This is a genomic window from Metapseudomonas resinovorans (assembly GCF_002003485.1).
GTDB classification, from domain to species: Bacteria; Pseudomonadota; Gammaproteobacteria; order Pseudomonadales; family Pseudomonadaceae; genus Metapseudomonas; species Metapseudomonas resinovorans_D.
Genome location: NZ_BDMA01000051.1, coordinates 17,802 through 35,324, shown reverse-complemented (window position 1 = coordinate 35,324; position 17,523 = coordinate 17,802). Strand labels below are relative to the sequence as shown.

At 64.9% G+C, this 17,523-nt stretch carries 15 protein-coding genes; 7 read left to right on the top strand and 8 right to left on the bottom strand.

All coding sequences use genetic code 11. From position 1 onward, the window contains the following. Positions 1–4: 4 nt before the first annotated feature. On the bottom strand, positions 5–496 hold the full coding sequence (antB, locus tag MnOB_RS13970; protein ID WP_077524832.1) for an anthranilate 1,2-dioxygenase small subunit: 492 nt from the start codon (positions 494–496) through the stop codon (positions 5–7). Next, positions 493–1,887: an anthranilate 1,2-dioxygenase large subunit gene (antA, locus tag MnOB_RS13965; protein ID WP_077524831.1), complete on the bottom strand. Its 1,395-nt coding sequence runs from the start codon at positions 1,885–1,887 to the stop codon at positions 493–495. Before antA ends, antB begins: the two co-directional genes overlap by 4 nt. Positions 1,888–2,593: 706 nt before the next feature. Here antA and MnOB_RS13960 point away from each other — a divergent pair. Both MnOB_RS13960 and MnOB_RS13955 read left to right on the top strand, forming a co-directional pair. Continuing rightward, complete coding sequence (locus MnOB_RS13960; protein WP_199824535.1) at positions 2,594–3,604, top strand: AraC family transcriptional regulator; 1,011 nt, start codon at positions 2,594–2,596, stop codon at positions 3,602–3,604. 108 nt (positions 3,605–3,712) lie between these two features. Then, positions 3,713–4,453 (top strand): DUF899 domain-containing protein, encoded by a 741-nt coding sequence (locus MnOB_RS13955; RefSeq protein ID WP_077524829.1) that lies wholly within the window; start codon positions 3,713–3,715, stop codon positions 4,451–4,453. Positions 4,454–4,877: 424 nt separating this feature from the next. Here the strand turns inward: MnOB_RS13955 and MnOB_RS13950 are convergent, their stop codons facing one another. Continuing rightward, positions 4,878–8,000 (bottom strand): efflux RND transporter permease subunit, encoded by a 3,123-nt coding sequence (locus MnOB_RS13950; RefSeq protein ID WP_234358259.1) that lies wholly within the window; start codon positions 7,998–8,000, stop codon positions 4,878–4,880. Between the two features lies 1 nt (position 8,001). Further along, positions 8,002–9,099 carry an efflux RND transporter periplasmic adaptor subunit gene (locus MnOB_RS13945; RefSeq protein ID WP_077524828.1) on the bottom strand — a complete coding sequence of 366 codons (1,098 nt, stop codon included), beginning with the start codon at positions 9,097–9,099 and terminating at the stop codon, positions 8,002–8,004. Positions 9,100–9,242: 143 nt separating this feature from the next. Between MnOB_RS13945 and MnOB_RS29045 the strand changes: the two genes are divergently transcribed. Both MnOB_RS29045 and MnOB_RS13940 read left to right on the top strand, forming a co-directional pair. Further along, the gene (locus MnOB_RS29045; protein ID WP_179059293.1) at positions 9,243–9,383 is read left to right on the top strand and encodes a hypothetical protein; all 141 of its coding nucleotides are present in this window, start codon (positions 9,243–9,245) and stop codon (positions 9,381–9,383) included. Continuing rightward, positions 9,380–10,579: an MFS transporter gene (locus MnOB_RS13940; protein ID WP_077524827.1), complete on the top strand. Its 1,200-nt coding sequence runs from the start codon at positions 9,380–9,382 to the stop codon at positions 10,577–10,579. Before MnOB_RS29045 ends, MnOB_RS13940 begins: the two co-directional genes overlap by 4 nt. 56 nt (positions 10,580–10,635) lie before the next feature. Here the strand turns inward: MnOB_RS13940 and MnOB_RS13935 are convergent, their stop codons facing one another. Both MnOB_RS13935 and MnOB_RS13930 read right to left on the bottom strand, forming a co-directional pair. Next, on the bottom strand, positions 10,636–11,262 hold the full coding sequence (locus MnOB_RS13935) for a response regulator transcription factor (protein WP_077524826.1): 627 nt from the start codon (positions 11,260–11,262) through the stop codon (positions 10,636–10,638). Further along, positions 11,259–12,698 carry a sensor histidine kinase gene (locus tag MnOB_RS13930; RefSeq protein ID WP_234358258.1) on the bottom strand — a complete coding sequence of 480 codons (1,440 nt, stop codon included), beginning with the start codon at positions 12,696–12,698 and terminating at the stop codon, positions 11,259–11,261. The genes MnOB_RS13935 and MnOB_RS13930 overlap by 4 nt, the downstream gene beginning before the upstream one ends. A 227-nt stretch (positions 12,699–12,925) precedes the next feature. Here MnOB_RS13930 and yghU point away from each other — a divergent pair, with 227 nt between their 5' ends. Further along, entirely contained in the window at positions 12,926–13,765 is an 840-nt protein-coding gene (gene yghU, locus MnOB_RS13925) for a glutathione-dependent disulfide-bond oxidoreductase (RefSeq protein ID WP_077524825.1), read from the top strand. An 85-nt stretch (positions 13,766–13,850) separates the two neighbouring features. Here yghU and MnOB_RS13920 read toward each other — a convergent pair whose 3' ends face one another. After that, on the bottom strand, positions 13,851–14,465 hold the full coding sequence (locus MnOB_RS13920; RefSeq protein WP_077524824.1) for an eCIS core domain-containing protein: 615 nt from the start codon (positions 14,463–14,465) through the stop codon (positions 13,851–13,853). Between the two features lie 167 nt (positions 14,466–14,632). On the opposite strand from MnOB_RS13920, the gene MnOB_RS13915 reads away from it, so the two are divergent. Both MnOB_RS13915 and MnOB_RS13910 read left to right on the top strand, forming a co-directional pair. Next, on the top strand, positions 14,633–15,439 hold the full coding sequence (locus MnOB_RS13915; protein WP_077524823.1) for an AraC family transcriptional regulator: 807 nt from the start codon (positions 14,633–14,635) through the stop codon (positions 15,437–15,439). A gap of 167 nt (positions 15,440–15,606) precedes the next feature. Then, positions 15,607–16,311 carry a substrate-binding periplasmic protein gene (locus MnOB_RS13910; protein ID WP_158713820.1) on the top strand — a complete coding sequence of 235 codons (705 nt, stop codon included), beginning with the start codon at positions 15,607–15,609 and terminating at the stop codon, positions 16,309–16,311. A gap of 16 nt (positions 16,312–16,327) precedes the next feature. Here the strand turns inward: MnOB_RS13910 and MnOB_RS13905 are convergent, their stop codons facing one another. Continuing rightward, positions 16,328–17,230 (bottom strand): LysR family transcriptional regulator, encoded by a 903-nt coding sequence (locus tag MnOB_RS13905; RefSeq protein WP_077524821.1) that lies wholly within the window; start codon positions 17,228–17,230, stop codon positions 16,328–16,330. Positions 17,231–17,523 lie beyond the last annotated feature (293 nt).

Below are 17,523 nucleotides of genomic sequence, written 5' to 3'. Positions count from 1 at the left end.
GCAATCAGAGGTGGTAGAAGTCGAGCACCGAGTTGATGGTGTCGTTGAGCAGGACCATGTGCTTGCGGGTGATCTTCCAGCTCTCGCCGCTGGGCTTGAGGCGGTAGGTCGCATGGCCGAAGAACTGCTCGCTCTGGCCCAGGCGGAAGTAGAGGGTGTGCCAGTTGGCCTTCACGTCCAGCTGGCCGTCGTCACGCTCGGCGATGCGCACGTTGCTGATCTGGTGCAGGGTGCGCGGCATCGGGATGGTCGAGGCAGCCTTGCCGGTGCGGATGCGGTACACCCGGTCTTCCAGGCCCGAGCGGTTGCTGTAGTAGATCAGCGACATGCCGCGTTTCGGGTCAGTGGTGTACTGGTGCTCGGATTCCCACTGCGGCAGGTGGTACTCGCACTGTTCGTCGAACAGCTCCAGGTAGGCGTCCCAGTCCTGGGCGTCGCACAGGGCAGACTTGGCGTAGAGGAACTGTTCGATCTGGTATTGCAGCTGCGGGTTCATGCCTGCACCTCCTGCAGTTTCAGGGCTTTCTGGTCCAGGCCCTTGAGCAGGAAACGCTGCCAGTTGGTGTGCTGGCTCACGTACAGGCCTTCATGGGTGAACTCGGTGCCAGTCATCACCGGGGCGATGCCCAGGGTCTGGCTGTTCGGCGTAGCGCCGGTGACCCACTTGCCGTAGCCGCGGGAGATGTCGCTCCAGCGCTCGAGGCGGCCCTGGAAGCCACGTTGCTGTTCGCGGAATTCCACCAGGTCATCGGGAGTGCCCAGGCCGGAAACGTTGAAGAAGTCCTCGAACTGGCGGATGCGGCTCTCGCGGTCGGCGTCGGATTCGCCTTTCACGCCGATGCACTGGCTGATGATCTCGGTCTTGTTCCAGGCCAGCGGACGCACGATGCGTAGCTGCGAGCTGATCTGGTCCATGAAGAACAGGCTGGGGTAAATGTTCAGGTTGCGCAGGCGGTGCATCATCCACTCCGCCTTGCCCTGACCGAACTCCTCGACCAGGCGCGGCATCACGGTGGCGTAGCCGGGGCGCACGGTGGGGTTGGGCATGTCGCTGAACAGCACGCTGTGGCCGTTGTTGAAGGAGAACCAGCCGTCATCGGTCTCGGCGTCGCCGGCCCCCAGCTTGCTGTAGTCCAGGGTGCTGCTGGCACTGCCCTTGCTGGCGTTGACCTGCTGGCGGTGCTGCACGGTGGCCACGTAGTTGTAGTGCACGGTGCTGACGTGATAGCCGTCCAGGCCGTTCTCGTTCTGCAGTTTCCAGTTGCCGTCGAAGGTGTAGGTGGACTTGCCCGGCAGGACTTCCAGCTCACCGGTGGGCGACTGGGCGACCATCATGTCGAAGAACACCTTGGCGTCGCCGAGGAAGTCTTCGAGGCTGTCGGTGCCCGCAACGTCGAGGCTGATGAAGACGAAGCCCTTGTAGCTTTCGATGCGTGCCTTCTTCAGGCCACGGGTGGCCTTGTCGAAGCCTTCCGGGTACTCGCCTGGCGCCTTGACCTTCACCAGGCGGCCGTCGCTCTTGTAGCACCAGGCGTGGAAGGGGCAGGTGAAGGTGGACTGGTTGCCCTTGCCGACGCGGGTGAGGGTGGCGCCGCGATGCTGGCAGGCGTTGATCAGCGCGTTCAGCTGGCCGTTGCCGTCACGGGTGATGATCATCGGCTGGCGGCCAGCGCGCAGGGTCATGAAGTCGTGGGCATTGGGGATCTCGCTCTCGTGGCAGGCGTAGATCCAGTTCTTCTCGAAGATCAGCTCCATCTCCAGGTCGAACAGTTCCGGCTCGGTGAACATGTCGCGGGCAATGCGGTACACGCCTTCTTCCGGACGGAAGTCCAGGCAGCCGCTGACGTACTCTCTCCACTGCGCAATGTTCTTATTCGAAGTATTCATGGGTGGCACCTTCCACATCGGGCGAAACAGTGGAGGTCATTAGAAGGAGCCACGGCCCGACTGGTCTATCCGCTTGGTTGGCGAAGAAACGCCGAAAATTTTGGCGGCTTGCCGAGTGTTTGAACGTCCCGGTTGACGGGGCTTTCAACGGTTTTTCGGGCAGCCTGAATAAGCGGATAGTCTTCGCCGAAAAAGCGGATGGCCAACCGATGCCGGAGAGGATTGAAATTCGCCCTCGCCGTGCCGTCCGAGGCCGCAGTAACGGTCTGCGATGCGGGGTAACGCTTTTTCGCGCGGCTAGCAGAAGGGTGTCTGGCGCGCTATCCGGAAAGTTGGCGAAGACTGTCCGCAGGCTTCAGCTTCGGCGTCTTCGGTGCGGTGTCCGGTCAATGGCGGTAACACCCGTGATTCCAAAGGGGCATCGGTTCGCTCGCGAGGCGGGGGCAGGACCCTGCCAGGGGGTATCCGAAGCGTTTTTGCCACGCTGCGCCATGGCGTGGCGGGGTGCTCCGTACTGGGGCGGCGAATCGCTCTGGAACAGGCCTGACGGGCCCTCCAGACAGAGGCGGGTATCCGCGAACTTAGACAATGCTATCCTTTTGTTTCGAATCGCGACGGACCGCAGGGGCGTGGCACGGAGCTTGCCTTGTCCATGTTGACGCGCCGCAGAGCGCGCATCTCCAGAAGCCGTTTTGGGTGCCGCGTGATGAGTACGAAGAACCATCAATTCCGAGACATTTCCGCCGACCGCTACGACCTCGCCGGGGCTCGCTCCTGGATGTCGAACATCTGCGGCCCTCACCACCTGAAGGCTGCAAAGCCCGAGCGGATCCAGTTCCATCACAGCGGCAACGTGCTGCCCTCGATGTCGACGACGATGGGCTACGTCGAATACGGCACCGACGTCACCATTGGCGTCGGCGACGAGATGAACCTCAATTGCTACAGCCTCAGCCTGCCGCTGGCCGGTGAGCAGGAGCTGCTCAAGTCCGGGCATCTCCTGCGTTCGGATCGCGACTGGGGGGTGATCGTGTCGCCCCACGAGTTCCAGGAACTCACCATCGCCGGTGACTGCCACAAGTTGCAGGTGGCCATTCCCCGCGCCGCCATGCAGCAGACCTTGGAGGACCTTCTGCAGCGCAGCGTGGACACACCGTTGAGCTTCCAGGCGGAGATGAACGCGGTGGAGGGCGCCGCGGCGTCCTGGTGGCGCATGGCGCGGCACCTGATCGACGAGCTGGAGCGCAGCCGTGACCTCTACGGCCAGCTCTTCTTCACCCGCGACCTGGAAAGCGCGCTAATCAAGGGGCTGATCCTGGCGCAGCCGAACAATTATTCGGAAGAACTGCGCGGACGGCTGGAGATCAAGCTGCCCCATTACCTGGTGCGGGCGCGGGACTTCATCCTTGTCCATGCCCGCGAGGAAATCTGCCTGGAAGACATCGAGCGGGCCGCCGGCGTCTCGCGCTTCAAGCTGTTCGAGGGCTTCAAGCGATATTTCGGCCAATCGCCCATGGCCTACCTGAAGAAGCACCGCCTGACCGCCGTGCGCCAGGAGCTGCTCGAAGACCGCAGTGCCCGGAATATCTCGGTGATCGCCATGGGCTGGGGCTTCAACCATCTCGGCCGCTTCGCCAGCGAGTACCGCAAGCTGTTCGACGAAACCCCGAGCATGACCATCCAGCGCCTGGAGGAGCGGCGCGGGCGTTCCCTCTGAAGCACTGCCGCCTGTCGAGAAATACACAGGTGATTGTCGAACGGTCCTGAAATCAGACGACTACCAGGGGCGAGTCCCTCATTTCCGTCTGCTTCAGGAGAGTGCGACATGAAAATCGACAAACACCCTGTGGTTTCCCGCGAAGAATGGCTGCACGCCCGCGAGGAGCTGTTGCGCAAGGAAAAGGCCTTCACCCGCGAGCGCGACAAGCTCAGTGCCGAGCGCCGGGCGCTGCCCTGGGTCCGTATCGACCAGGTCTACGCCTTCGAGGGACCGGACGGCTGGGAAACCCTGGCCGACCTGTTCGACGGGCGCAGCACGTTGGTGGTCTACCACTTCATGTTCGGTCCCGGTTGGAAGGAAGGCTGCCCGGGCTGCTCTTTCCTCGCTGACCATATCGATGGGGCGAACCAGCACCTGAAGCACCACGACGTGACCCTGCTCTGCGCTTCACGGGCACCCTTGCAGGAGTTCCAGGCCTTCCGCAAGCGCATGGGCTGGAAGTTCAAGTGGGTGTCGTCCCATGGCGGCAGTTTCAACCAGGACTTCGGCGTGGCCGCCAGGCCCGAAGACATCGCCGCCGGCACCGCGCGCTACAACTACGGCACCAGCAAGGACCCAGGCGAGGACATGCCGGGCCTCAGCGTGTTTTATCGCAACGAAGCGGGGGAAATCTTCCACACCTATTCCACCTATGCCCGTGGCCTGGACCTGCTGGTGGGCGCCTACAACTTCCTCGACCTGCTGCCCAAGGGCCGCGACGAGCAGGAAATCATGGATTGGATGACCTACCACGACCGCTATGAGGATGAGCCGGCCAAGGTGGTGCATAGCTGCTGCGCGGAGTGATGCAGCTCTTGTAGGGGTGAATTCATTCGCCAAGCAGACCGAAGGTCTGCGCTGTTGAGTGTCAGGGGCAACTGCGTTGCCCTTGGCGAATGAATTCGCCCCTACAGGGGAGTCAACTCCAGCGGCGCGCTTGGCTATTGGTGCGCGCGGCGCACCCTACGATCCGAATCGCTCCGCCGTAGGGTGCGCTGTGCGCACCGTTTGTGTTGTGGGGGGGCGAATCACCTCCAGCGCCGCGCTCGACCATTGAGGCACTGCCTTTTTTGTAGGGGCGAATGAATTCGCCAAGCAGACCGAAGGTCTGTCCTGGGGAGTGTCAGGGGGCAACTGCGATGCCCTTGGCGAATGAACTCGCCCCTACAGGGGAGTCACTTCCAGCGCCTCGCTCGGCCAATGAGGCACTGTTTTTTTTGTGGGGGCGAATTCATTCTCTAAGCAGGCCGAAGGTCTGCTCTGGGGAGTGCCAGGAGGCAACTGCGTTGCCCTTGGCGAATGAATTCGCCCCTACAGGCCGCAACACCAATGCACACAGCGCTGGCAGGAACAGCAGGGTCAGCACGGTACCCACCAGCACGCCGCCAATCAGCACATAAGCCAGGGATGACCAGAACACCGAGAAGGTCAGCGGGATGAAGGCCAGCGCAGCGGCGAGGGCGGTGAGCAGCACCGGGCGGGCGCGGCGGACGGTGGCTTCGATGATGGCCTCGCGCAGAGGGCGGCCGTGGGCCAGTTCCTGATCGATCTGGTCGGTAAAAATCAGCGTGTTGCGCATCAGGATGCCGCCGATGCCGATCAGCGCCAGGATGGCATTGAAGCCGAAGGGCTGGTTGAACAGCAGCAGCGCCGGCATGGCGCCGATCAGGCCCAGGGGCGCGGTGGCGAAGACCATGAACATCCGGCTGAAGGAGCGCACCTGGAACATGATCACCACCAGCGTCAGCAGGATCATCACCGGGAACAGCACGGCCAGCGCCTTGTTGGCCTTGGCGCTTTCTTCCACCGGGCCGCCGATGGTCACCTTGTAGCCTGCCGGCAGCTTGGCGATCAGCGGTTGCAGGTCGGCGTACACGGCCTTTTCCACATCCGGCGGCTGGGTGCCCTTGATGATGTCGGCGCGTACTTCGAAGGTCAGTTCGCGGTCGCGGCGCTTGAGGATGGGGTCTTCCATCAGCGGCTGGAAGCGGCCCACCTGCTCCAGCGGCACCGACACGCCGGCGGCATTGGTAATGGTCAGGCCCTCGATGCCACCGAGGTTTTCCCGCTGAGAGTTCTGCGCGCGCACGGTCACCGCCACGGTGCGGGTGCCCTCGCGCACTTCGGTCACCGGGTTGCCGGTGAGCAGGGCGTTGAGCTGGCTCTTCACTTCATTGGGGGTGAAGCCGAGCAGGCGCAGGCGGTCCTGGTCCAGTACCAGACGATAGGAGCTGCTGCGCTCGCCCCAGTCGACGAAGGTGTCGCGGGTCATGGCGTTGGCGGCGACGACGGCACGAACCTCTTCGCTGATCTGCCGCAGCAGGTCGAGATTGGGACCGGACACGCGGAACACCACCGGGAACGGTACCGGCGGGCCGAACACCAGCTGGGTGACGCGCACCCGAGCGGAGGGGAATTCGCCGGCGGCGATGCGCGCTTGCATGCGTTCCTTGAGGGCATCGCGGGCCTTGGAGTCGGCGGTCTGCACGATGATCTTGGCGAAGGCCGGGTCCGGCAGCTCGGGGTTCAGGGACAGGAAGAAGCGCGGTGCACCGCCGCCCACGTAGGCGTCGACCAGTTTGGTCTGGGGCTCTTCCAGCAGCGCTTTTTCCACCTGGGTGACCACGGATTCGGTGGCCTTGAAGGCGCTGCCCGGCGGCATGTAGACCTCCACCAGCAGTTCCGAACGGTCGGAGTTGGGGAAGAACTGCTTCTTCACGATGCCCATGCCGAGGCCACTGGCGATGAAGGCCGCTACCACCAGAGCAGTGACTGTCTTGCGGTGGTTCACGCACCAGGTGACCAGGGCGCGCAGCCGCTGGTAGAGACGGGTGGCGTAGAGCGCTTCATGGCCACCGGCGACGGGTTGGATCTTCGGCAGCAGCTTCACTCCCAGGTAGGGGGTGAAGAATACCGCCACCACCCAGGAGGCGAGCAGGGCGAAGCCGACGATCCAGAAGATGTTGCCGGCGTACTCCCCCGCGCCGGACTTGGCGAAGCCCACCGGCAGGAAGCCGATGACAGTCACCAGCGTGCCGGTAAGCATGGGTGCGGCGGTGGAGGTCCAGGCGAAGGTGGCGGCCTGCACGCGGTCGAGGCCTTCCTCCAGCTTCACCACCATCATCTCGATGGCGATGATGGCGTCGTCCACCAGCAGGCCGAGGGAAAGGATCAGGGCGCCGAGGGTGATGCGGTCGAACTCGCGCCCGGTCATCAGCATGATCACGAAGACGATGGACAGGGTTAGCGGCACGGCGGCGGCCACAACCAGGCCGACGCGGAAACCCAGGGCCAGCAGGCTGATCAGCATCACCACGCCGAGGGCGACGAAGAACTTGAGCATGAACTCGTTCACCGCGATGCGGATTTTCTCGGCCTGGTCGGAGACCTTGTCGAACGTCACGCCCAGAGGCAGGCCGGCGTGGATGCGGTCCTCTTCGGCCTGCAGGGACTTGTCCAGTTCAAGGCCGTTGAAATGCGGCTCCATGATCACGCCAAGCATCAGCGCCGGTTCGCCCTGGTGGCGGATGCGGTAGCTCGGCGGGTCCTCGTAGCCGCGCTTGACCGTGGCCACGTCGGCGATGCGCAGCAGCTTGCCATTGGCGTTGATCGGCACGTTCTCGATCAGCTTCAGGCTGTCGAAGGCACCGTCCAGGCGGATGTACGCGCGCGGTCCGCTGGTTTCGACGAAGCCGGCCGGCGCCACGCCGTTCTGCTTGCCCAGGGCTTCGAAGATCTGTTCGGGTTTCAGGCCGAGGGTGGCCAGGCGCTGGTAGGAGAACTCGACGAAGATGCGCTGGGCCTGTTCGCCGAGGATGTTGACCTTCTTCACCCCAGGCAGGTTGAGCAGGCTCTGGCGCAGGTCCTCAGCCATCTGCACCAACTGGCGGTGCGGCAGTTGGTCGGCCTCCAGCGCGTAAAGGGCGAAGTAGACGTCGGAGTATTCATCGTTGAAGAAGGGGCCGACCACGCCTTGCGGCAAGCGTTTGGCTTCGTCGGAGAGCTTCTTGCGGGTCTGGTAGAAGAGCTGCTGGATGTCGCCCGGCCGGGTGGAGTCCTGGTACTGCAGCTTCATCGAGACGAAGCCGGGCTGGGCGATGGTTTCCACCCGGTCGTAGAAGTCCAGTTCCTGCAGGCGCTTCTCCAGGCGGTCCGCCACCTGTTCCTGCATCTCCCGCGCGGTAGCGCCCGGCCAGGCGGCGGTGATGGTCATGGTCTTGACCGTGAAGGACGGGTCTTCGGCGCGGCCGAGCTTGTTGAAGGCGATGGCGCCGGCGACCAGCGTCGCGATGATCAGGAAGAGGGTCACCGCCCGATTGCGTACCGCGAATGCGGAAAGGTTGAAGCGGCTCATCTCAGTTCTCCAGGGCCAGCGACGGCGCCGGCAGTTCGCGCACGCTGTCACCGGCGTTCAGCAGGTGGGCGCCGAGGGCGACGATGCGTTCACCCGGCTGGATGCCGCCTTCCAGTACCGCTTCTTCCTGTTCCAGGCGCACCACGCGCACCGGGCGCAGTTCCACCTTGCCGTCCGCCTTGATGACCCAGACGCCGGTGCCCTGGCCCTTGTCGTGCAGGGCGCCCAGCGGCACGCGAACCAGTTGCTGGTGGTCGGCGCCGTCCAGTTGCAGGGTGACGGTGGAACCGATGGCCAGGGCGGAGGAGTCGCCGCCCAGGGTGTAGCGGGCGCGGAAGGTGCGGGTGGTGGTATCCGCCGCGGCGGAGAGTTCGCGCAGGGTGGCCGGCACCGCGTCGCCCGAGGCGCCGTAGGGATAGGCGCGGGCTGTGTGATTGGCGAGGGAACGCTGGGTTTCCGGGATATCGATCACCGCCTCCCGCGCACCGTCATGGGCGAGGCTGGCGACGATTTGCCCCTCGGCGACGACCTGTCCACGATCCACCCGCACATCGGTGATCACGCCGTCGCCGTCGGCCTGCAAGGTCGAGTAGGTGCGGCGATTCTCCACCTGGGCCGCTTCGGACGTGGCGGCGGCCTGTTCGGCCTGGGCAACCCGCAGGCGCGTGGCGGCCTGGTCGTACAGCTGACGGGAGACCGCGCCGGTGCCGGCCAGGCGGCGATAGCGGGCTTCGTCGTCGCGGGCCTGGCGCAGCTCCGCTTCGGCGGCGGTGACGCGGTTACGGGCGGTGCGCAGGGCCAGTTCGAAATCGGTGTTGTCCAGCACCAGCAGTACGTCGCCGCGCTTCACGCGGGTGCCCGGGTCCACCTTGCGGGCAATCACCTTGCCGCCGACGCGAAAGCCCAGGTCGCTGGCGGTGCGGGCCGCTACCACGCCGGTATAAAGCGCATTCTGCTGGGCGGCCGCTTGTACGTCCGCCGCCAGAACCGCCCGTGGCTGGGGCGCGCTGACCGAGGTATCGGCCTGGCTGTTGCAACCGCTCAGCGCCAGCAGGGCAGCGGGGATCAGGGCGAGTAGGGCAAGGTGCGGGCGATTCATGGAGCGATCCTCGGATTGGGCGGCATCAGGGCGAAGCACCGCAGGTCGAAAATATGATAGGCATAATCTAATTTCGTGTATATATGTCACTCGTCATCTAATTCGTCAGCCCAAGGGCGAAGCGACCAACGGAGGTGCATGCGATGTGCAATGAACAACAAGCAGCAGAGAACGGCCTGGCCTGCGTTGCGCCGTCCGCCGTCAGCCACGACGACTGGCAGGCCCTGGAGTGGCAGCTGATGGTGCTGGCGCTGGAAGCCGAAGCAGCAGGAGACCTGTCATGAACCCGTCGCGCCTGCTGCTGGCCATCCTCATGGTGCTGACCGCCATGGGCGAAATCTCCACCCAACTGATCATTCCCGCCCTCGGTGCCCTGGAGCAGGGACTGGGTGCCGGCCACGGCGCGAGCCTCGCGGCGCTGTCCGCCTTCGTTGCGGCGTTCGGGCTCGGGCAATTGCTGCTGGGGCCGCTGTCCGACCGGGTCGGCCGCCGCCCGGTGCTGATCGGCGGGCTCAGCCTTTACCTGGCCGCCACCGCCTGGATGTTCCTCGCCGACAGCATGACCGACTTCATTCTCGGGCGCGTGGTCCAGGGGCTCGGCGCCTGTGCGGCGCTGGTGCTGGCGCGGGCCATCGTGCGCGATGTGTGGAAGGCCCAGGCCGCTCCCGCCCTGGCGCTGACGGTGATCGGCATGCTCAGCGCCATCGCCCTGGCGCCCATGGTGGGCGGGCTTCTCACCCAGTGGGGCGGCTGGCACGCGCCCATCCTGGCTTCCCTGACCATCGGCAGCGTGGCGCTGCTGGCGGTGTTGGTCTTCTACCGGGAATCCAACCCCAGCCTCGATCCCAAGGCCGGCCACCCGGCGACCCTGGCGCGCGACTACTTCGACCTGCTCAAGCAGCGTTCCAGCCGGGCTCTGGCGTTCACCCTGGCCGGCACTTACGGGGCAATGTTCGCGGTGGTGGCCGGCTCATCGGCTGTCTATATCGGCCTGCTGGGCCTGAGCGCTGCGGAATATGGCTTGGCCTTCGGCGCCACGATTTCCGGTCTGATCGCCGGCGCGTTGTTCACCCAGCGCAAGATCATGCAACTAGGGCCGCAACGCATCGTCGGTATCGGCGTAAGCCTGGTGGCTGCCGGTGCGCTGACCACCTTGCTGGTACACGCCACGCTGGGCCTGTCGGTGCTCGGCCTGTCGTTGCCACAGGTTCTGGTGACCCTGGGCGGCGGGATGCTGATTCCGGCTTCGGTGGCCGGGGTGGTCATGCCCAACGCCCACCGTGCTGGCCTGGCCGCCGGCTTGATGGGATTCTCCCAGATGCTCGGCGCGACCTTGAGTGGCCTGCTGCTGGGCGCGCTGCAGGATGGCAGCTCCTGGCCGATGGTCGGCGTGCAAGCCGTGTTCGCCGTGGCGGCCATCAGCGGGTTCACCCTGATGACCCGCAAGGCACGCAGCGCAGCGGTTTCTGCTGCGGGGTGAGGAAGGGACGCAAGTCGCTTGTTTGAATCGCGCTCGCCGCCGCCATATCGCTCGCCCTACGGCGGCGGCGAGTCGAGCAGGCTGGCGAACTGGCGGATGAGTTGCGCCAGGGAATCGGCTTCGAGCTTGGTGAAGACGTTGGCCCGGTAGGTTTCCACGGTGCGCGGCGACAGCTCGAACTCGCGCGCGATCTCCTTGTTGCTCAGGCCCTGGACGATGCGTTCCAGCACATCACGCTCGCGACCTGAGAGGCGCGCCAGTCGGTCCACCGCGGCCTGGGTCACGGCCTGGCGCTCGCGGCTGGCGATGTGGGTGCGCACGGCGGCCTGCACCGCATCGAGGAAAACATCGTCGTCCGCCGGCTTCTGCAGGAATTCCATGGCACCGCCCTTGAAGGCGCGGCGGCAGAGGTCGACGTTGGCGTGGCCGGTGAGCATCACCACCGGCAGGTCGGAGGCCTCTGCCAGTCGTGCCAACACGTCCAGCCCGCCGATGCCCGGCATGCGGATATCCAGCACCACGCAGCCGATGGCCTGCGGCGACAGCGTGTCGAGAAAGGCCTGGGGATCGCCGAAGCCTTCGCTGCGCAGGCCGACGCTGCGTAGCAACAGCGCCAGGGCGTCGCGTACGGCATCGTCATCGTCAACCAGGTACACCAGCGGCGAGTGTGCAGGAAGGCTCATGCATCGGCTCCAGCGAGGGGCATGCGTAGCGTGAAGCCGGCGCCCCGTGGATCGAGGTTGCGGACACTGATGTGGCCGTCCATGGCGCCGGCGAGGGTTTCGCACAGCGTCAGGCCCAGCCCCATGCCTTGCGGCCGCGTGGTGTAGAAGGGCTCGAACAGGCGCGGCAGCGAATCGGCGGGAATACCCGGACCATCGTCGCTGACACTGAATGCATAGCCGCCGTCTTCAACGCAGCCGCAGAGGACGATGTTGCGGGTGCCCGGTGCGTCGGCGGCGTTCTGCACCAGGTTGTGCAGGATCTGCTCCAGGGCCACCCGGTCGCCTTTGGGGCGGGCACCCGGCGAGGTGTTGCGCCAGGTCAGGCGGATACCGCGGCGCGCCAGCTCCTGTTCGCGCAGGAACAGCAGAGAAGCCGCCAGCTCGTCCGGATCGACCGCTGTGCTCGGGGAAGGCGAACTGGGCTGAACCAGCTCGCGCATGCGCTGAATGATGTCGGCCGCACGACGTGCCTGCCCGGCGCTGGCGAGCAGGGCCTGGCGGACTGCTGGACGTTCGTCTTCGTCATCCAGCAGGCGCTCGGCGGCCCGCACCTGGGCAAGGATGGCGGTCAGCGGCTGGTTCAGTTCGTGGGCGATACCCGCCGCCATCTCGCCCAAGGTGCTCAGCCGTGTCATCGCGGCCAGACGCGCTTCCTCCTGTTGCCGCCTGGCATTGGCGCGCGACCGCTGCCAGGCCGCGAAACCGGCCACCAGGAGGCCACTGGCGACCGCCCAGGCCAGCCATTCCAGCCAGGGCCAGTCGGCGGGCGTCAGTCGGCGCCAGCTGTGCAGGGGAAAGGGTTGGCTGACTGCGCCGAGGGGTTTTTGCAGGTCGATCAACCAGCCCAGTGAATCGGCGCCGGATTGGCGTGCCAGCAGGGTGAGCGGGCCGGCGCCCACATCCAGCGTCAGCATTGCCAGCGAAGGGGGAAAGTCGCTGGCCGGGATGAGTTGGCGCGCGTCCAGCAACAGGCTCCAGCTCGATGGCGCCACCAGCCAGTAGCGGGCCTCGTCCAGCGGCAGCGTGACGGGGCGCTTCAACTGGCGGGCCTGCTCGACCGCAGCGGCGAAGTTCGGCGGGGCGGCGAGGCTGGCCGCCCAGTTTCCGTCACGCAGAAAACCCAGGCCCAGCAGTTGCGGCATGGAGGGTTGCAGGCTGGGGAGCAGGCGTTCGGGAATTGGCGGATGCGACAACGCCGCCAGGGTGGCCAGCACGGCTTCGTGCTGCACCGTCTTCTGGCTAAGCATGCGCTGGGCGATGCTGGTGTCCTGGAAGAAGCGCTCATGGCGGTCGGCATAGTCCTGCCAGCCAATCCACGCGGCAATCGGGCAGAACAGCACCAGCCAAATCAGGAATGTGCGGAGATGGGTCAGGGGGTTCACGCGGGGCATCATGCCTGGTCCGTGCCGATGGCGGCCATCCGTAGGGCTACGGAGGAAGCATGTGATCCCCTGCGTGGGGCAAGGTGGGGCTCGTCTGGCGCTGGCATCAATCGGGCCTGATCGGGAACTCGAGTGAGCATGGCCGCACCTTCGCCTGCTGGCCACCCCCGGAAGCTGCTGTCGCCCTACAATGCTCCGCATTCCTTTCAAGACCACCAGTCCTGCATCAGGGGGTTTACATGTCCGACGCACACTATGTTCCGCCCAGGGTGTGGCAGCACCTTGCGCCGTCCGGGGGCGAGTTCGCCAACATCAATCGGCCGGTCGCGGGACCAACCCATGAACGCGTGCTGCCGGTGGGCAAGCATCCGTTGCAGCTCTATTCGCTGGGCACGCCCAATGGCGTGAAGGTGACGGTCCTGCTGGAAGAGCTGCTGGCCCTGGGGCATGCCGATGCCGAGTACGACGCCTGGCTCATCCGCATCACGGAGGGTGAGCAGTTCTCCACAGGCTTCGTCGGGATCAATCCCAACTCGAAGATTCCCGCCCTGGTGGATTACAGCCAGGAAGTGCCGATCCGTGTCTTCGAGTCGGGCTCGATCCTGCTGTACCTGGCGGAGAGGTTCGGCCGCTTCCTGCCCACGGACCTGGCAGGCCGTACCGAAACCCTGAACTGGCTGTTCTGGCAGATGGGGTCGGCGCCCTATCTGGGCGGAGGTTTCGGGCATTTCTATGCCTACGCGCCGGAGAAGCTCGAATACCCGATCGATCGGTTCACCATGGAGACCAAGCGCCAGTTGGATGTCCTGGATCGTCGGCTCGCCGAGCACAGCTACCTGGCGGGTGATGCCTACACCATCGCCGATATGGCGGTATGGCCGTGGTATGGCCAGCTAGCGCGGGGGAACCTGTATTCGGCAGCGGAATTCCTCTCTGCCCATGAGTACATCCACGTCCTGCGCTGGGCCGAGGAAATCGCCGAGCGGCCCGCAGTGAAGCGCGGCCGGCGGGTCAATCGCACCTGGGGAGAGCCGGAGGAGCAGTGCCCGGAGCGGCATCAGGCCTCCGATCTGGATTGATCCTCGCCAGGGGGAGGCGAGGGGCGAGCTGACATCTAAGCGCCCGGTTCCAAATCGTCTGGAAGATTTTGGGCAGATGGTCGGTTCAGAGTTTCCTGCCGCTGCTGGCCACCGTCGGCTTCAACGCCCGCGCCACTTCGCCCTGGATCTTGTAAGCCGGCGCTTCCACCGAGTTGTAGTCACGGGTGTAGCGCTTGGCGAAGTCCGCCACGCCCCATTCCAGGTACTGCTTCACGTGATGCAGTTCGTGGGCCCAGAGGGCGACGTTGTTCTCTGCGTCGTCCTCATTGCGGAAGACGATCACGTCTACCAGCGTCACGGCCTCCACATCAGGGTTCTGCATCAGGGTGTTGGCGGCGTTCGCCTCGGTGTCGACCCCCACCTTGTAGCGCGCCGTGTCCAGCACCTGCAGGTCGTAGTAGGGCTCAAGCTGTGCACGGATGTGCAGTGGAATGGGATGCAGCAGGGTGGCGGGCATGTTGTTGCGCGATTCCACGATCCACTGTTGCAGGCTGGCAGCGGCCATCTGGTTGACGCCTTCCAGCAAAGGCGCCATGTCTCCCTGGTTGCCCGGCGCGCAGAAGCAGGTCACCACACACACCTGCGATTGCCCGCTGGGGCAGGCGAGGGCGGCGGTGGAAACGAAGGGCAGGGCGAGGATGGTCTGACGCAGGAAACTGCGAAGGGATACAGCGAGCAAGGAACCTCCCGGAAGCGCTGACGGAGCGCGCCATTATGGACAGCGGCGGCGAGGATTGGTTGCGCAATTCCCCTCCGGCTGTCGGCGAAGGAAATTGCCGCGCAAGAACGATCAAGTGCCATCATCTTCAACTCGGCACACTCGCTGGCGTCTCGAAAGGAGCGAACATGGACGACCCCATCGGCAAGGCCCTCTGGATGATCGAAACCGATGTGGACGGCCACTTCGATCTGCAGACCATCGCCGACGCCTGTGGCGTATCCCGTTTCTGCCTGGCGCGTGCGTTCGTCGTTGCCACCGGTTGGCCGGTGATGCGCTACGCACGGGTACGACGGCTGAGCCGGGCGGCGCGCAGGCTGGCTGACGGGGAAGGGGACATCCTCGGTCTGGCCCTGGAGTCCGGCTATGGCTCCCACGAGGCATTCACTCGTGCGTTTCGCGAGCATTTCGGCCTGACGCCGGAATCCCTGCGGGCGCGCGGCCATCTGGACGGCATCGAATTGAGAGAGGCCATGCGTATGCGCCCCACCAGCACTTATCCACTTTCCGAACCGCGTTTCGAACAGGGCGATGAACTGTTGATCGCCGGACTCGGGGAGCGCTTCACCGCCGACAAGTCACAAGGCATCGCCGCACTCTGGCAGCGCTTCGTGCCCTACATCGGCCAGATAGCCGGCCAGCAGGGATGCGAAACCTATGGCCTGTGCCACAGCCCGGACGAAGAGGGTGGTTTCGAGTACATGGCTGGTGTCCGGGTCAGCCGCACCGACGACCTGCCAGCGGGCTTCATCCACCAGCGGCTTCCGGCGCGGCGCTATGTGGTGTTCCGTCATCAGGGGCACATTTCCAGCATCCACGAGACCCTTGCGGCGATCTTCCAGCGCTGGTTGCCGCAGTCCGGACTGCAGGCTGCCGACGCGCCGGAGTTCGAGTTCTACAGTGCCGATTTCGATCCCATGGCCGGAACCGGCTGAGTGGAAATCTGGGTGCCGATGAAGGACTGAAAAGGGGGAGACTCCCGGGTTCCTGCCGGCCTAAACTGAGCGGCATTTTTCGTCAGGCCCCTTGTCCATCCATGCCGAGTACGCAGGTATCAAGTCGTTGCCGAGCGTTGTGGTTCGTCGCGCTGCTGATTGCTGGCGTGTGGCCGCTATTGGGCCACGCCAGCCAACCGGCTGAGTACCGCATCGGGGTCGAGCAGGTGGACTACTACCCCATCTATTCCGCGGTGCCGCCAGGCAACGAGTACCGCGGCTATGCCCGCGACCTGCTGGACCTCTTCGCCGCCCGGGAGAACCTGCGCTTCACCTATGTGGCGCTGCCGGTGCGGCGACTGTTCCACGCCTACCGGACCGGGCGACTCGACCTGGTCTTCCCCGACAATCCGCGCTGGGAAGTGGCGCACAAGCCGGCCGGAATCACCTACTCGCAACCGGTGCTGCAGTTTCAGGACGTCATGCTGGTGCTGCCGAAGCGCAAGGGCCAGACGCGGGCGAGCTTCCGTCGGCTCGGTTTCGTTCGTGGTTTTACGCCGTGGAAGTTTCGGGACGATATCGCTGCGGGGCGGGTGGTCATCAAGGAAGCGCCCAATCCCGAGGGACTTATCCACATGGCCATGGCCGGCTACATCGACGCCGCCAACATGGCGCAGCAAGTGGCGAACTTTCACCTCAAGCGGCTGGGGCGGGAGGGCGGCCTGGTGATCGAGCCGTTATTGCTGCCACTCAGCGACAGCTACTACCACCTCTCCAGCATCCGCCACCCGGAGCTCATCCAGCGTTTCGATGCCTTTCTCCAGCGGGAGCAGGTGGCGATACAGGCGTTGAAGGCGAAATACGGCTTCTGAGTGCGGCGTAGGTTCATCAGGTCAGCTCGAAGGCGTCCACCAATTCCGCGAGAAAGGTGCTCACCAGTTCGCTCTGCCGGGTGGAATGGCGCACCGCCGCATGGAACTGCACTTCATAGCGGAACTGCTCCGGGTTGAGGGCGCGGAGCTGGTCCAGTTCGACATGGCGAGCCGCGTAATGCTCGGGCAGGAAGCCCAGGTGCTGGCCGGAAAGGATCAGCAGTGCAGCGCCATCCATGCTGTCGGTGAGGGCGGTCATGCGTTCGATGGAGGTAGGCGCCGGCATTTCCGGAAGCGGGTGGCTGGGCCAGACCCATTCGTGCTCGGCCACGTCCGCATCCTGTAGCGCACCCGCGTGGAGATAGAGGGGGTGGGACGCGCTGCAATAGGCTGCCTGGGTTTCGCGGAACAGGGCCAGGTAGTCGAGGTTGTCGAGGCGCCGCCAGAAATAGCCGATGGCCAGGTCCAGGTGGCCGTTGATGAGCTTCTCTTCGAGGAACGACGAAGACAGTTCGGTGAACTGGAAGTACAGCCCCTGGTTGCGTGCGCGTAGGCGTGCGATGGCCAGGGCGATCTTCTTGTTGGCCGTGGGGTCGATCTGCCCCAGCAGGCCGATGTTCAGCGTGCCGGAGAGGGTGCGGTTGATGTGCTGCACTTCCAGGCGAAAGCCCTCGGCTGCGGCCAGCAGGCGCCGCGCCGCGTCGACGAACTGGCTGCCCTTCGCCGTCAGGGCGAATCCGGCCCGGCCGCGTTGGCAGAGGCGGAAGCCGAGGCGGGTTTCCAGTGATGCGAGCTGCGCGCTGATGGTGGGCTGCGAGGTGTTCAACGCAGTCTGTGCCGCGGAAATACCGCCAGCCTCGACAACGGCCAGGAACACTCGGATCAGGCGGATATCCAGTTCGGATACGTTGCCCAGCATGGGACCTCCGTGGGTGCATTACATAGAAGGCGATCTATGTAAACAGTTGGCCCGCGCTATTTTACGAGTTCGGCAGGGCACCTAGATTGCTGCTTCAGCGATGGCTCCATCCCCACCAGGATGCCGGGAACAGCCAGATCGCCAGGCGTCATCATAGGGCGCCGCCGAGGACGTTCGCCACAGGGTTTGGGCGGCGCCATCTCACCCAACATAGATGAACTCGATGTATGGCTGGCGCCTTGCGTGGCCGCCGACTGCATCATCACAAGAACAACAGTTCGCTCGACCAGGAG